Origin of the sequence: Marinomonas ostreistagni, from assembly GCF_016461785.1 — a bacterium.
Classification (GTDB): Bacteria; Pseudomonadota; Gammaproteobacteria; order Pseudomonadales; family Marinomonadaceae; genus Marinomonas; species Marinomonas ostreistagni_A.
Genome location: NZ_JAEMUH010000024.1, coordinates 1 through 15,503 on the forward strand (window position 1 = coordinate 1; position 15,503 = coordinate 15,503).

General features: G+C 43.5%; 11 protein-coding genes. 7 read left to right on the forward strand and 4 right to left on the reverse strand.

The window, feature by feature from the left end:
• The 6 genes from JHD44_RS18175 to JHD44_RS18200 form a co-directional block, all read left to right on the forward strand.
• Nucleotides 1-391: hypothetical protein (locus JHD44_RS18175; RefSeq protein ID WP_199464142.1), on the forward strand; the 391-nt coding region annotated here is incomplete at its 5' end.
• A 332-nt stretch (nucleotides 392-723) separates the two neighbouring features.
• Complete coding sequence (locus tag JHD44_RS18180; protein ID WP_199464143.1) at nucleotides 724-957, forward strand: Trp family transcriptional regulator; 234 nt, start codon at nucleotides 724-726, stop codon at nucleotides 955-957.
• Nucleotides 950-2,335, forward strand: coding sequence for an anthranilate synthase component I family protein (locus tag JHD44_RS18185; protein WP_199464144.1), 1,386 nt, complete (start codon nucleotides 950-952; stop codon nucleotides 2,333-2,335). Before JHD44_RS18180 ends, JHD44_RS18185 begins: the two co-directional genes overlap by 8 nt.
• An 11-nt stretch (nucleotides 2,336-2,346) precedes the next feature.
• On the forward strand, nucleotides 2,347-3,009 hold the full coding sequence (locus JHD44_RS18190) for an anthranilate synthase component II (protein WP_199464145.1): 663 nt from the start codon (nucleotides 2,347-2,349) through the stop codon (nucleotides 3,007-3,009).
• Nucleotides 3,010-3,242: 233 nt separating this feature from the next.
• Nucleotides 3,243-4,259, forward strand: a complete 1,017-nt coding sequence (locus tag JHD44_RS18195) for an adenosine deaminase (RefSeq protein WP_199464146.1) — start codon at nucleotides 3,243-3,245, stop codon at nucleotides 4,257-4,259.
• 173 nt (nucleotides 4,260-4,432) lie between these two features.
• Nucleotides 4,433-5,899, forward strand: coding sequence for a subtype B tannase (locus JHD44_RS18200; RefSeq protein WP_199464147.1), 1,467 nt, complete (start codon nucleotides 4,433-4,435; stop codon nucleotides 5,897-5,899).
• A 105-nt stretch (nucleotides 5,900-6,004) separates the two neighbouring features.
• On the opposite strand, the gene JHD44_RS18205 is transcribed toward JHD44_RS18200, so the two are convergent.
• Together JHD44_RS18205 and JHD44_RS18210 are read right to left on the reverse strand one after the other, a co-directional pair.
• A complete protein-coding gene (locus JHD44_RS18205) occupies nucleotides 6,005-7,051 on the reverse strand; it encodes an HD-GYP domain-containing protein (RefSeq protein ID WP_199464148.1) in 1,047 nt (348 codons plus the stop codon).
• Nucleotides 7,048-11,424, reverse strand: coding sequence for a hybrid sensor histidine kinase/response regulator (locus JHD44_RS18210; RefSeq protein WP_199464149.1), 4,377 nt, complete (start codon nucleotides 11,422-11,424; stop codon nucleotides 7,048-7,050). Before JHD44_RS18210 ends, JHD44_RS18205 begins: the two co-directional genes overlap by 4 nt.
• Nucleotides 11,425-11,820: 396 nt before the next feature.
• Between JHD44_RS18210 and JHD44_RS18215 the strand changes: the two genes are divergently transcribed.
• Nucleotides 11,821-13,011: a leucine-rich repeat-containing protein kinase family protein gene (locus tag JHD44_RS18215; protein WP_199464150.1), complete on the forward strand. Its 1,191-nt coding sequence runs from the start codon at nucleotides 11,821-11,823 to the stop codon at nucleotides 13,009-13,011.
• Nucleotides 13,012-13,111: 100 nt separating this feature from the next.
• On the opposite strand, the gene JHD44_RS18220 is transcribed toward JHD44_RS18215, so the two are convergent.
• Both JHD44_RS18220 and nspC read right to left on the reverse strand, forming a co-directional pair.
• Nucleotides 13,112-14,356 (reverse strand): saccharopine dehydrogenase family protein, encoded by a 1,245-nt coding sequence (locus JHD44_RS18220; protein WP_199464151.1) that lies wholly within the window; start codon nucleotides 14,354-14,356, stop codon nucleotides 13,112-13,114.
• Nucleotides 14,357-14,391: 35 nt separating this feature from the next.
• Nucleotides 14,392-15,489, reverse strand: coding sequence for a carboxynorspermidine decarboxylase (gene nspC, locus JHD44_RS18225; protein ID WP_199464152.1), 1,098 nt, complete (start codon nucleotides 15,487-15,489; stop codon nucleotides 14,392-14,394).
• Between the last annotated feature and the right edge of the window lie 14 nt (nucleotides 15,490-15,503).

Below are 15,503 nucleotides of genomic sequence, written 5' to 3' on the forward strand. Positions count from 1 at the left end.
TAAAGATAGCGGCGAAGTTGTTCTTCAAACCCTAGTGGTTATTGCTTTATCAAACAAAGCTGAACTGGTGCTGATCACACAGGGTAAGGGTATGGCGAAAACGTCGATTCATGATGCAATTGCCTTTATGAAAGATGGTTATAAAGAACAAAGAGCTTTTATGGAAATTCTGAATTTTCTTATTGAAGAGTCGACGGTAGATAAAGTGTTGGTACATATAGATGCTATATCGGATGAAGATATAGGTCTGGATTTTGATCTTATTCGAAACATGATTAATACATTAGAGCCTCCTCGCAAAGAGCAAGCTGAAGCCTTTACTCGTTTCTTCGAAGATCACCACGACAATGCTAAGTTAAAAGAAGAGCTCGCACAGATTTCTAATGCTTAATTTAAGGATCATGTGGCATCTTTTGCTGTGATAAATTGAGCTTAAATCTACACGTCAGGATTCAGCTCTTAATAACTGAATCCTCACTAGTTCAATAGGCACTTCTTTAACAGTATCTGTAAAGCGCGACCATAGGAGTTCGATCTCAGAACTTTCCATGGATGCTTTTCCTATAAAAAATGACAATTATTTATACTCACTAACTTAATTAAGGTTTCCAACCTATTTAAAGCAGTTACCAACTTAATTACGAACCATCATGGATTGACTCTTGAACAAACGCCCATAAAAATATACTGTACTAGTACATTGATACATCAAGGTACGCCTTTGTGCAGAATTTGATTCATTACTTGTTAGACACTCCCGATGCTGAGGCTATGGCACAGAAGTTAAACGCTTTGCTAACGCCCAATGAGATCAGCGAGATGCAACGCCGCTTACAGATTTTTGCACTGCTCGAAGAAGGCGTGTCACAACGCGAAATTGCCAAACAGCTAGGTGTGGGGATTGCGACCGTAACTCGTGGTTCCCGCGCATTAAAGGAATTAAAAGATCATGAGTAATCTTCCGCCACGCATCGAGCTGCCACGTAAGCCTAAATACGTGACCATCAGCTCGAACTGTGACTTTTTCGGCATGTTTAAGAAAGTCGAAAAGCAATTTGCCAACTGCTTTATGTTGGAATCCTTAGGTGAAGAGAGTTATATCTCGCGCCACTCCATCATCGGTTTTGACCCTGAGAAATTGCTGTGGGCAGAAGGCAATACTCTGTTTATCCAAGAGCGTGATGGTGAAACAGCATCTTACGAGTCAGACAACCCATATTACTTACTGCGCAGTATTGTGCCGCAAAACATCATTTCTCGTGGCTATGCTGGCGGTCTAACGGGCTACATCGGCTACGATGCGATGAACTACTTTGAACCAACGCTCAATCTACAGACCAGTGATATGTTCGACGGGTTCCGCTTTGGTTTGTACAAAGATGGCTTGATCTTGGACAAAATGACCGGACAGGTTTTCTACTTCTATTATGACGAAGACCGTTCTAAGTTAGTACAAACCTTGCTAAAAGCCCCTGTTCCAGAAAATGGCCCATTGGTCGTCACCCCAGCGGGTGAATCTATGAGTCGTGAAGAGCACGCGCAAGCGGTAGCGAAAGTGAAGCAGGACATCGTCGACGGTAAGATTTTCCAAACCGAAGTGGGCTTTAAAAAGTGGTTTGATCTGGATGGCGACACCATTGGCATCTATGAGCAGATGCGCGAAGTGAATCCATCGCCACAGATGTATTACATTAAATTTGGTGAGCAAAAGGTTATTGGCGCGAGCCCTGAGTTGCTGTTCCGTTTACGCCAAGGGGAAATGGAAACCTTCCCGCTAGCAGGTACAGCAAAACGTGGTGTCGATGAAAAAGAAGATGTGGCGCTGGCCCGTGCTTTGTTGAACGATCCTAAAGAGATCGCCGAGCACAATATGATCGTCGATCTGCACCGTAATGATATCGGTCGTGTAGCGCGCTTTGGTACGGTCAAAGTTCGTTCTTTGATGGACATTAAACGCTTCAGTCACGTGCAGCATATTTCCAGTGAGATTGTGGGCATTATCGCCGACGATCAGGATATGTTCTCCGCATTAGCGAGCAACTTTCCAGCAGGAACGCTAACCGGTGCACCGAAAATCGAAGCCATGAAGATCATCGACGATATGGAAGGCGATGGCCGTGGTCCTTACGGTGGCGCGGTTGGGCAGTTCTCGTTTAACGGTGACTGTAACTTCGCCATTCCGATTCGTACTGTGTTTGCGAAGGGGAATAAGGCTTATGTACAAACCTGTGGCGGTAATGTCTATGACTCCAATGCCGAAGGCGAGTACGAAGAAATTCAACGTAAATTTGCTGGCACCAAGCGCGTGCTAGATCAATTCGCACCCGCGCAGTAAGGGCTTAGCAGATGAAAGTGTTAATTATCGATAACTACGACTCGTTCACGTACAACCTGTACCAATACATCGGTGAAATCCTGATGGCGGCGCAGAGCAAAGGTGAGCTAGAAAAGTTTGATGTCATGGTGAAGCGTAACAATGAAGTGAGTTTGGCAGATATTGAAGCGTTGCAACCGGATCGCATTATTATCTCCCCAGGACCAGGTTCACCTGATGACGAGGCTTACTTTGGCGTTTGTGCAGAGGTGATTCGAGAGCTGGGCAAAACCACTCCATTGATGGGCGTGTGCTTGGGCATGCAGGGCATTTGTCATGTGTTTGGTGGCAACGTAGTGAAAGCTCATGTGCCCATGCACGGTAAAGTCAGCCCAATCAGCCATAACTGTGAAGGCATCTTCCACGATATTCCGGATCAATTAGAGATTATGCGCTACCACTCTTTGATGGCGGAGCCAGAGAGCTTGCCAGAGTGTTTGGAAGTGAGCGCGGTCGTAGGCGATCTAAAAGTCGAAGACTTTGATAACCATGCTGTAATTCACCAAGGCGGTGATTACGAAATCATGGGCGTGCGCCACAAGGACTACCCGATCCAAGGCATTCAGTTCCACCCAGAGTCCTTCGCCACCGAAGGCGGCCGCGATCTGATTAAGAACTTTTTGTTTCAGATGTAAATGTAGAGAGCTGATCTAAGCAGCTGACTTTATATGGTCAAAAAGTTCCCAAAGCCGAGCAGTGAAAGCTGTTCGGCTTTTTATTTGCTTTCACGGCAAGCTTTTTGCTTTAAAATAACAAGTTAACCAAACAGTTAAGTTTCCAAAATAGTGATCCGTTGCTAATTTTTAGGAAGTAGATAGTAACAAGTGACGGCTTTCCATTGAGAAAAGCATTAAGTGAGGGGAGAGACATGACCAGCTCTGAAGCATTATTAGACTTGGCAATGAAGATGCCAAAGGCGGAGCTGCATTTGCATATCGAAGGCACGTTCGAGCCAGAGCAAATGTTCGCCATCGCCCAACGTAACCAAGTTGCGCTGAAGTACAACTCAGTGGAAGAGTTAAAAGAAGCCTACCAATTCGAGAACCTGCAGGACTTCTTGGATCTGTATTACCAAGGTATGTCGGTACTGCTTAAAGAGCAGGATTTTTACGATTTAACCATGGCGTACCTAAAGCGTGTTCACGAAGACAATGTGGTGCACGTGGAGATTTTCTTTGACCCACAAGGGCACTTGAGCCGCGGTATAAGCTTTGAAACACAAATCAAGGGCATCTATGGCGCACTGAAAGATGCCGAACGTGATTTAGGTATCACATTCAAACTGATCATGTCGTTCTTACGACACCTAGATGAAGCCAGTGCGTTTGAAACCTTGGAGCTTGCTAAACCGTATTTAGAGTGGATCGATGGTGTTGGGTTGGACAGCTCAGAAGTGGGTCATCCGCCGGTGAAGTTTGAAAATGTGTTCCGCGAGTGTAAGGCACTCGGTTTGCCTGTGACAGCGCACGCTGGAGAAGAAGGTCCACCAGAATATGTTTGGCAAGCGCTGGATGTGATCGGTGTGGATCGCATTGATCATGGTAATCGAGCGTTAGAAGACGAAGACCTGATCGCCACCATTAAACACAAAGGTCTGACTCTAACGGTTTGCCCATTATCGAACCTTAAGCTTTGTGTGGTGGATACGTTAGAGGACCACCCAATTCGCACCATGCTGCGTTATGGCTTAAATGCAACCGTGAACTCGGATGACCCAGCGTATTTTGGTGGTTATATGAATGATAACTTTGCTGCGTTAGTAAAGGATACAGGGATCAGCAAAGATGAGTTATACGCCTTAGCCTGCAACGCCTTTGAAGGTAGTTGGCTGGATAGCAAGAGTAAACAGCAGCATTTGATGACCCTTAAATCACTGTTTGCTTAACGGTAATGCTCTGTAATGCAGCGAAATAGCCTCTTTTCAGAGGCTTTTTTGTATCGATAACTCAGTACATAGCATCGAGCTCGCAAGGTTTACTTAGCTTTACTTATGATGCCGCTTATTCGCAAAGTGAGTTTGCTATGATCAATTGGTTAAATTGATCAGGTCAACGAACGATGAAAGCGCTTATTTTAACTTGCTGCAGTAGCGCAGCATTGATTCTCAGTAATGGCGTACAGGCGGATGTCATGGGGCTAGAATTCAACTCCGATCATTACGAAAGTAAGACCATTGAATATGCTGGACAGTCGATCCAGTACCGAGCGTATGAAAGCATTCCATATGTGATCAAGCCGGTTGTCAGTGACTATCAAGTGATGAACATTTACATCCCCGAAGCGTATTTTCAGGGTGGCAGCATTCAAGGTTATCAGGCAGAGACCGCTCCCATTTTCTTACCTAATCAGGTAGGTGGTTACATGCCGGGTAAAGCCATGGTGGTCGGGACAAATGATCGCACGGGGCAAGCCAATTCTGCGCTGGTAGCATTGTCTAAAGGGCTAGTTGTGGCGGCTCCTGCGGCAAGGGGGCGAACGAATCAAACGGCTGATGGGCGATGGGCTGGGAAAGCACCTGCTGCCATTGTCGACTTAAAAGCGGCCGTGCGATATTTGCATTACAATGATGCCGCGATGCCGGGTGACGCAAATAAGATCGTCTCAAATGGCACCAGTGCTGGTGGCGCCTTATCTGCTTTATTGGGAGCAAGTGCTGATAGCACCGATTACGATACCTACTTAGCTGCATTGGGAGCTGCGCCGGGCTCAGATGCGATTTGGGCTGTCTCTGCTTATTGTCCGATTACCAACTTAGAGCATGCGGACATGGCGTATGAGTGGCAGTTCAATGGTTACAATGATTACCAGAAAATGAACATCTCGATGTTGGACTACCAAGTGAAACGCGAGTTGGTTGCGGGGACATTAACGAAGGAAGAGCAACAGGTGTCTGATCAGCTGAAACCCTTGTTCCCTGAATATGTTAACAGTCTAGGTCTGAAAGATTCTTCAGGCTATCCTTTAACGTTGGACCAAGACGGTAATGGCTCATTTAAAGATGCAGTAGTGGCTTACATCCAAGCGTCAGCTCAAAACGCATTAGAAAAAGGTCAGGATTTATCTGGCCTTGAGTTCGTCACCATTGACCAAGGGCGTGTCACAGCCATTGATTGGGATAAATACCGCAGTTATGCAGAACGTCAGAAGCTGCCACCTGCGTTTGATGCGCTGGATTTAAGTGCTGGCGAAAACAATCTATTTGGTAATGCATTGATAGATAACCAGCACTTCACTGAATTCTCAGTTCAACATAGCACTATGTCTGGTAAGCGAGTAAGTGAGAGCACCGTTAAATTAATGAACACAATGAATTACATCGGCACCTCAGACGCTCAAACGGCAGAACATTGGCGCATTCGTGTGGGCACAAAGGATCGAGATACTTCCTTAGCGATTTCAGCCATCCTTGCTGCAAAGCTTGAGAACACGGGGCATGATGTGGACTACTTTTTACCGTGGGATGTCCCGCACAGTGGCGATTATGATCTAGATGAACTGTTTGCTTGGATCAAATCCATTCAATAACACATATTGCTAAGAGTTTTCTAAATGCCCCTTCGTTGGGGCATTTTTCTTGTTAAGAAGAATGTCTATGTCACACGCAAACCGGAGACGAACCACCAAATGCTTCTAGGCACTTGGTGGTTCGTCTTTATGTTCTTGTAGAATCTGATAGAAATCGTCTTTGACATGATTAAAGTGTTCTACCAGCGTTGGATCAAACTGACTGCCGCTGAGCTCGTTTATGTAGGCTTCTACCTGCTCTTTGCTCCAAGCATCTTTATAGGGGCGAATGGAAGACAGTGCATCATATACGTCGCACAGGGCGACAATACGGCCGTACAAAGGGATTTCTTCGCCTTTCAGGCCTTTTGGATAGCCACTTCCATCCCATTTCTCATGGTGGCTAATGGCGATCGTTCTAGCCGCTTGGAGAAGGTCTGATTGGCTGCCTTCAAGAATTTGTGCGCCCGCTTCTGTATGGCTTTGCATAACTTTAAATTCTTCTTCGGTTAAACGACCTGGTTTTAATAAAATATTATCTGGTATCGCAATCTTACCTATGTCATGCAATGGCGCGGTTAAGGCGATAAGGTCACATGTATTTTTGGCTAGGCCCATTTTTGAAGCAATAAGGCGACAATATTCGCCAACTCTTATCACATGATTTCCCGTTTCGTTATCTCGGAACTCCGAAGCAAGGGCGAGGCATTCAATAATTTCTAGACGACTGACAGCAAGCTCTTGTGTCCTTTCATGGACTTGTTTTGCTAAGTCTTTAGCATAGTTTGCAAGTTTCAATTGAGATGAAACACGAGCTTTTAAAATGGCTGCACTAAAAGGTTTAGCAATAAAATCAGCTGCTCCTAAATCAAAGCCACGTTGCTCATCCTCCTGACTGTTCATTGCAGTTAGAAAAATAATAGGTATGTGACACAGCTTGGGATTGTCTTTGATGCGCTGGCATACTTCATAGCCATCCATATCAGGCATCATGATGTCGAGCAAAATAAGATCGACATTAAATCGCTCAAGAATTTTGAATGCTAATATGCCCTGATTTGCGGCTTTAATTTCATATTCGTCGTTGAGGATATTACTGATGACATCAATATTTTCAGCAATGTCATCAATGACCAATATAGTAGATTGTGTTTTAGGCGTAAGCAGAGTCATAGTAGCGTATCCATTATTTTGCGAAGAACGTTAGCCGCTTCATCAAAGTCATATCGGTTCAACAGTGATTCAACTTGAGCGAGGTCTTTATGAATATCTGTACCTGCTTGTGCATTGACTAAAGCACGGACACTGCCATTAGCCTTAGTGTCAAAGGCATCGACCAAAGCTAATAAATCTTGGCAGGACGAAAGGCTTAAAGTATGAGGTGTTGATGTACTCGTACTTAGGTTGTTTTCTGATGTATCTTCAGACGTACATAGGAAAGCAATAGTCTTGCATATCGCCATCGCCTCTTGGGCAAACGTCTCAAAAGCTTCCTGTGTAAACTGTCCAGATATAGTATCTTGCTCCAGTGTTTGTGCCTGTTTATATAGGCTTGTCGCCCCCAAGTTCCCTGCCACGCCTTTTAATGTATGAAAAATATGTGACAGCTCTTCTTGGCTATCTTCTAAAATAGCGTTTCGGGCTTTCTCTATATTAGTGGTTGCCGTCAAACTAAAAGAGCTTAAAAGTTTTAAGTAGAATTGTGGTTCTACGCCCAATCGATTTAAAGAGCCTTGAACATCAACATTTGGAAGCGCATTTAGCATCCGTTGTGTGAGCTTTTCAGATGTTATTTCATTTGGAGCACCTGTATTTACTGGAGATCCATTCAAATTAACGTATTTCAAAATGACATCTTGAAGTTGCTGACGATTGATCGGCTTGGACACATGGTCATCCATTCCTGACTTAATCGCTTTTTGAATATCTTGTGCTGATGTATTGGCGGTAAGGGCAATAATCGGAAGGTTTTTATAGTTTTCACCCAATGCTCTGATTTCTTTGCAGGCATCGTAGCCGTCCATAATAGGCATCTGAATGTCCATTAAGATCAAATCAAAATGGTCCTGTTGAACCGCATGGATAGCCTCTTGACCATTATTGGCGAGAACAAATGGTATCAGCCACTGTTTAAAAATTTCGCTAATGACTAATTGGTTAATCTCATTGTCTTCCACAATTAACACTTTAACTTGAGCTAAGGCACTGGGATCTGCAATGTTGATTGATTGCACGTTTTCCAGTGTATTCCATGTGGAAGCACTATGGCTTTCTCTGTTGGTAGAGGACATGCAGTCCAATAGCGAAGATTGTGAAATGGGGGGCGACAGCAACTTAACTGAAGTGTGCCAAGCTTGGTAGCCAGTATCGTTCTCCTCATAATCAACCAAAATAAGGCTTGATAAATTTTGGGCTGCTGCGATGTGATTTAGAGAGCTTAGCAAAGCCTCTAACTCACTTGAAATGTAATAGCTATCGACAATGATGTAGTCGTAATTGATATCGCTTTGTAACAGCTTTTTAGCTTCAAGGTGAGTACTGCAAACATCGAGCTGCATTTGAAAGGCTTTGGCATAGCGAATGTAGTTTTGTCGACTGATACCAACAAAATCAATCAGTAAAATTCGAGACTTAACGAGCTCTCCTCTTACCTTATTAGGGATATTTTCCGGCTCATTTTTATTGACCTTTAAGGGGAGAGTGAAACGGAAAATACTGCCTTTGTTTAATTGGCTTTCGGCGCTAATTTGCCCGCCCATAAGTTCTACTAAGCTTTTACATATGGAAAGCCCAAGGCCTGTACCACCAAATTTTCGTGTTGTAGAAACGTCTGCTTGACTGAATGGTGAGAAGAGTTTGGCAACCTGATCATCAGACATCCCATTGCCTGTATCATTCACGGAAAACTCTAACTCAACAAATTCTCCCTTAGTATGGATGACTTTTACATAAACAATGACTTCTCCTGAGCTGGTGAATTTAAGTGCATTGCTGACTAAATTACTTAGGACCTGCCCTATACGTAATGGGTCTCCAATTAAATGTTCGGGAACATTGCTATCAATGCCTGTGAGTAAGTGAATGTGTTTAGACTTAGCGACGCTTTGGTGAATCAAAGCGTGCTCATCAATAACATGTTCGAGTGAAAAGGGAATTTCCTCTATATCCAGCTTACCTGCCTCCATTTTGGAGAAATCTAAAATATCATTAATAATACGTAGCAAGCTGTTGGCAGATGTATTGACCTTTTGCATCAGCTCTTGTTGGTTGGATTTATTTGGTGAAATCAGGCACGCTTCCGTCAGACCAATAATGGCGTTCATTGGTGTTCGAATTTCATGGCTGATATTTGCTAAGAAGCGGTTTTTCGCTTCTGAGGCTTGATGAGCATCTTTCAGGGCATTTTCTAGGATCGTTGCCATAGCTCGAGATTCTGTAATATCCGTACGTACGGCAATGTAACGTTCGACTTTTCCGGTGACACCTTTGATAGGAAGTATGGTTGCATTCACCCAATAAATACTGCCATTTTTACGGAAGTTCTTAATTTCCCCAGACCATATCTGCCCACTGGAAATGGTACGCCACAATGTTCGAAAAAAGGCAGGTGGGTGTTCATCTGATTTTAAAATACGATGGTTTTCTCCAATCAGCTCACTTGGTTCATAGCCTGAAATCTCACAAAACTTATCATTAACGTAAGTAATATTACCTCTTTGATCTGTGATACTGACGATTGCATGCTCATCCAGTGCTTGTTTTTGATAGCCAACTTCATTCAATAACTCAGAGATCTTACGCTTGTTTGTGATATCGCTTAGCACCGACCTACTAATTAACTTGGCTAGAAAGAAAGCACTGGTCAGTAGAAAAATTATGATTACTTGATCCCAAACTGTTAAAGATATCTTTGGGTAATCGGTTTTGATCGCCAGATGCCAAGTAGGGATGTAAGAGTGAGGTGAGTGCTCGATGCTCTTCGGAAAGGCGGCACTATAAAGTATATGGGATTGACGCTTCTCTGAATAAACTTCTCCCTGAGCTAATGTGCTCTTTTCTAGTTCTAGGAAACGAAAATTGGAAGAGGATAGTAGGTGATCCCAATGATCTTCTTTGTCTAAATGAAGTAAGACTCTATTTGCTTCGTTTAAAAGAAAGATATTTTTGTTGTTTGGGAAGTACTGCTTTAATAATGAAGCAATGCGCTCAAATCGATAAGTGAATATGAGCAAGCCAATATTTTTATCTTCAGAATTGAAAATAGGGGCCCCAACTTTCAAAATTGGAGTTAGAGGCATTGTCGGCTTATTTTTGATATGGGCCAAGCTCACATGTGATACAAAAAACTCATTTCTTTCGAGTGAACTTCCCAATCCTTTCTCAAGGGTATAATCAATATCACCAAAATGTTTTCCAGCTGAAAAAATGGGAGTAGAACGATTATTATCAAGTCGCGCGACTTCATCTCCTTCATGATTAAGCACTGATATGTAGTCATAACGCTCTGAAGAAAGGCTGTAGCCCTCAAAGAAACTCTGGAACTTTTCTCGATAACTGGTGCTGTATATAAGCGCATTTGGGTCAATAAGAAATGACTTTTTGACCGACTGTATATCGTGAACAACCTGCTCGATTTCTTTATGAATCCCTATAATAGCATTACGCACGGTCACTTCAGAGACGCGTTGACTTTGCTTTAAACTAGCACTCCATTGCAACCAGAATACGAGAGATAAAATTAAAAAACTCAGTGCTAGTAAGGCAATAAAAGCTTGCCAAAATGTGTGGCTGGAGGGTCTAGAGTAGTGTAGCTCTTGAATATATTTTATCTCACTCCCTAGATAGCGACTGTAGAAGTTTGAGCCCAGTAGGAAACTTGATATTAGACTGCTTATAATAATTATGGAGATTAAAAATTGTTCTTTTGAGATATTTAAATAGTGGTTTTCTAAGTTTTTATATGTGCTCATCGGTGAGTAAAGATAATCACTTAAAATTTGGATGATAATAATGCAGAAAACCAGCATGATAGGTCGAGTGAAATAACGGTAATCAAGCATTGAGGGACGTTTCAAAACTCTACTAACTAACTTGCAAGCATAAAACGCAAAGGTAATGATTGAAAATGTTATTATAGACCATAGCCAGAACATAGGAGATCTTAAAGCAGTAAGTGCGCTTAATCCTTCTGATTCGAGGGTAGATAGGTTTAAAGTAATGACAAGTAAACTCACTAATGCGCTATGAATATTGAGTAAATTGCAGTGTTCATTACTAATAGAATTAAATCTAAAAACAACCAAAAAAGACATTACGAAAGCTGACGCATACCAAATAAGTATGGGAAGAATATTGGTAATGTGTGATTCGTGATCAAAATAGATGTTATGAAAAATTAATTCTGTGCAACTAACGCCTGAAACAAGGGCAATACTTCCGCGCAATGTTCGATAAAATGTTGAGATTGTTATACCACTACTAAGCTCTCTGAATGCTGCATAGATTGACGTATACCCGATAATGAGCGCGCTAAAAATCCAAATCATTCGTTTTTATATTCCAAAAAGCTATAAAAAGTAGTCGGTAAAAGTAAAAAATTCTTTCATTGACCTTACCAAAATTAAGGGCCAATTGTGTAGCTGAAACATGATAAATCACTAATAAAGTAAATTTTGTTACTCTACTGATGTCTTAATATCGGAATTTCTTTATAGGTGAATGATTTGTTAAACGATAGATAGCCGAATGATGGGAACATTCACTTTTACAAGGATAATCAATTCAGCATGTTCTTCTTATCTTACTAGCACTTAAGCTGTGTGCTAACCAACATATGTTGTGAAACGTTAGAATCAAGGCGTTGTCTGAGTTACTTTTTATGTCATGACCAAATTCAGGCATACTATCGATTTATTAAGTCGCAAGTAAGGGTGATCAGAGTCGTGCACACTTTAGAACAGCTACGTAATGGAGCATTACAAGGCGTCAAACGTCTACAGCTGAGTGCTGATTTAAGCGTTTTTCCTGATGAGATATTTACTCTGGCGGACTCTTTAGAAGTGTTGGACCTGTCGAATAATCGCTTGAGTGATCTTCCTGAAGATTTAACGCGGCTGACGAATCTGAAGATCTTGTTTGCGTCGAATAACTGCTTTTCCCATGTGCCCGATGTGCTGGAAAAAATGCCTAAGCTAGAGATGATTGGTTTTAAGCATAATCAGATTCAGACAGTATCGGAAACGTGTTTGCCTAAACAAACTCGTTGGCTCATTTTAACGGATAATGCCATCAAATCATTGCCAGAAAGCATCGGCTCACTGACTCGACTAGAGAAGTGTGCTTTAGCTGGTAATCAAATTTCAGCGCTTCCAGACTCATTTGCCCAGCTGAAAAATCTTGGCTTGCTGCGCATTTCAGCGAATGCTTTAGCCGAGTTTCCAGATGTGCTGCTTGACCTACCAAAACTGGCTTGGCTGGCGTTTTCGGGTAACCCGTTTTGCCCCACTCAAGATGAGCACTTGGAGTTTGTTCAGGTGCATTCTGCAGATGTTTCGCTTCACGAAGTATTGGGAATGGGAGCATCTGGACTGATTTCTCGTGCCACATGGCAGAACAATGTACACGGTTTTGCTGAGCAAGTAGCGGTAAAGGTGTTTAAAGGTGAAGTGACCAGTGACGGCTTCCCCGCAGATGAGTTAGACGCCTGTTTAACCGTCGGAGGACATGAGAACTTAGTGAAACCGTTGGCGCATATTCACGAGCCAAATTACGCTGCTTTAGTGATGGACCTGATTCCGTCGGACTACTACAACCTAGGACAGCCGCCGAGCTTAGAAACGTGTACTCGTGACACCTTTACCCAAGGGCAAGCATTTAGTTCAGAGCAAGCTGACTTCATCATTGCGCAAATGCGCGATCTGGTTGCGCACTTAGAAAGCAAGCAAGTTAGTCATGGGGATTTATACGCCCATAATGTACTGATTAATCAAGCAGGACATATTCTATTCGGTGACTTTGGCGCTGCGTCAAAATACCACAATCTAACGGCTCAACAACAAGAGGGCGTTCGAGCGATTGAACGTCGCGCGTTAGCGTATTTCGAGGAAGATATCCGCGGACTTGTGACAGCTTGATTGGTCGGGTGACATTATCCCGCATAAAAAAACACATAAAAAAGCCCAGCAACTGCTGGGCTTTTTAAGATGACGAATACGCTATTCTTTTTTACAAAGATTATGCGTTGTATTCGAAAGGACGGTCGCCGTCTTCGTCTTGGATACGAGTTGGAAGACCCATCTCGTTCAGTAGACCTAGGAATGGGCGAGGGTCTAGTTGCTCAACGTTACGCATTTCTGCGCAGTCCCAAGTGCCGTTTGCAACAAGGATCGCCGCTGCAACCGGTGGAACGCCAGCTGTGTAAGAGATACCTTGGCTGCCCACTTCGTTGTAAGCGTCTTTGTGATCAGCAACGTTGTAGATGAAAACTTCTTTCTCTACACCGTCTTTGATACCTTTCACTTTGTCACCGATACAGGTATTACCTGTGTAATCTGGTGCTAGAGAAGATGGATCAGGCAGAACGGCTTTCACTACTTTAAGTGGTACCACTTCAAGACCTTCAGCTGTTTTAACTGGCTGCTCTGACAATAGACCTAGGCTCTTCAATACGGTGAAAACGTTGATGTAATGCTCACCAAAGCCCATCCAGAAACGTACGTTTGGTACGTCTAGGTTTTGTGAAATTGAGTGCACTTCGTCGTGACCACTCATGTAAGACGTTTGCTTACCTACCACAGGTAGGTCGTCAGTACGGCTTACTTCAAACATTTTGTTGACGTTCCACTCGCGATTTTGCCAAGAGTACACAACACCGGTAAATTCACGGAAGTTGATTTCTGGGTCGAAGTTAGTCGCGAAGTACTTGCCATGACTACCTGCGTTGATATCGATGATGTCGATGTCACTTACGCTGTCGAAGTAGTGATTGTACGCAAGGGCTGCGTAGGCGTTTACCACACCTGGATCAAAACCTACACCCAGAATCGCTGTGATGCCTTTTTCTTTGCAGGCTTCACGACGTTTCCATTCGTAGTTTGCGTACCATGGTGGAGTTTCACAAATTTTCGTTGGATCTTCGTGGATCGCTGTGTCTAGGTAAGCAACGCCTGCTTCCATACATGCTTCAAGAACAGACATGTTGATGAAGGCAGAACCCACGTTGATAACGATCTCAGAGTTGGTTTCATTGATCAGTTTAACCGTCGCGGCAACATCTAGAGCGTCAAGAGCATATGCCTGAATGCGGCCCTCAACTTTCATAGCGCCTTTTTCGTGGACACTGGCAACGATATCTTCGCATTTCGCAACGCTGCGTGAGGCAATGGCGATATCGCCCAGTGTGTCATTGTGTTGGGCGCATTTGTGAGCCACAACGCGTGCAACCCCTCCGGCACCGATAATCAGTACGTTCTTTTTCATGGTATTACTATCTCCAGTGTTGAAATGATGCAGCCTTAGGAAAGGTTGTGCATAAAGTCGTCGTAGTCAAATTCGCGCACCAGTTCAATGGTACCGTCTAATTGTTTCACCGCGATGGATGGCATTTTGACGCCGTTGAACCAGTTTTTCTTCACCATGGTGTAGCCTGCCGCATCTTCAATGGAGATACGATCACCAACTTTGAGTTCATGGTTGAATTTAAATTCGCCAAAGATATCGCCCGCCAGACAAGATTTACCACAGATCATGTATTCATGATCGCCATCACATGGGGTCATGCGAGCATTTTCACGGTAAATCAAAAGATCCAGCATATGGGCTTCGATTGAGCTGTCGACAATGGCTAAGTTCTTGCCATTGTACAAGGTGTCCAATACGGTCACCTCAAGGGTAGTGCTCTTTGTGATCGAGGCTTCACCTGGTTCTAGGTAAACCTGGACACCGTATTTCTCTGAGAACGCTTTCAAGCGTGCACAGAATTGGTCGATTGGGTAGCCTTCACCAGTGAAGTGAATACCGCCACCTAGGCTGATCCACTGCATCTTTTCGATTAGGTAGCCAAAGCGTTCTTCGATCAAGGTGAGCATTTCGTCAAAACGATCAAAATTATTGTTCTCACAGTTGTTGTGGAACATAAAGCCTGAGATGTCATCGATCACGCTTTCAATGCGTTTCGGGTCCCATTCGCCAAGGCGGCTAAATGGACGAGCAGGATCAGCAATGATGAACTCCGAGGTGCTGACTTGAGGGTTCACGCGCAGACCACGGGTCTTGTCTTGGCTCGCTTCTTTAAAGCGCTCAAATTGACCGATGGTGTTGAAGATGATTTTGTCGCTGTGCGCCAGGACTTCTTCAATTTCATTGTCCGCATACGCCACACTGTAGGCGTGTGTCTCGCCAGCAAATTTCTCTTTGCCTAGGCGTACTTCGTACAAAGAGGAAGAGGTCGTGCCATCCATGTACTCTTGCATGAGGTCAAATACCGACCAAGTAGCAAAGCACTTCAAGGCCAACAGTGATTTTGCGCCGGAGTGTTTGCGCACGTAAGCGATCTTCTCTAAATTCTTTAGCAGTTTCGCTTTATCAATGAGGTAGTAAGGTGTTTGTAACATGGCGGTCAGCCCCA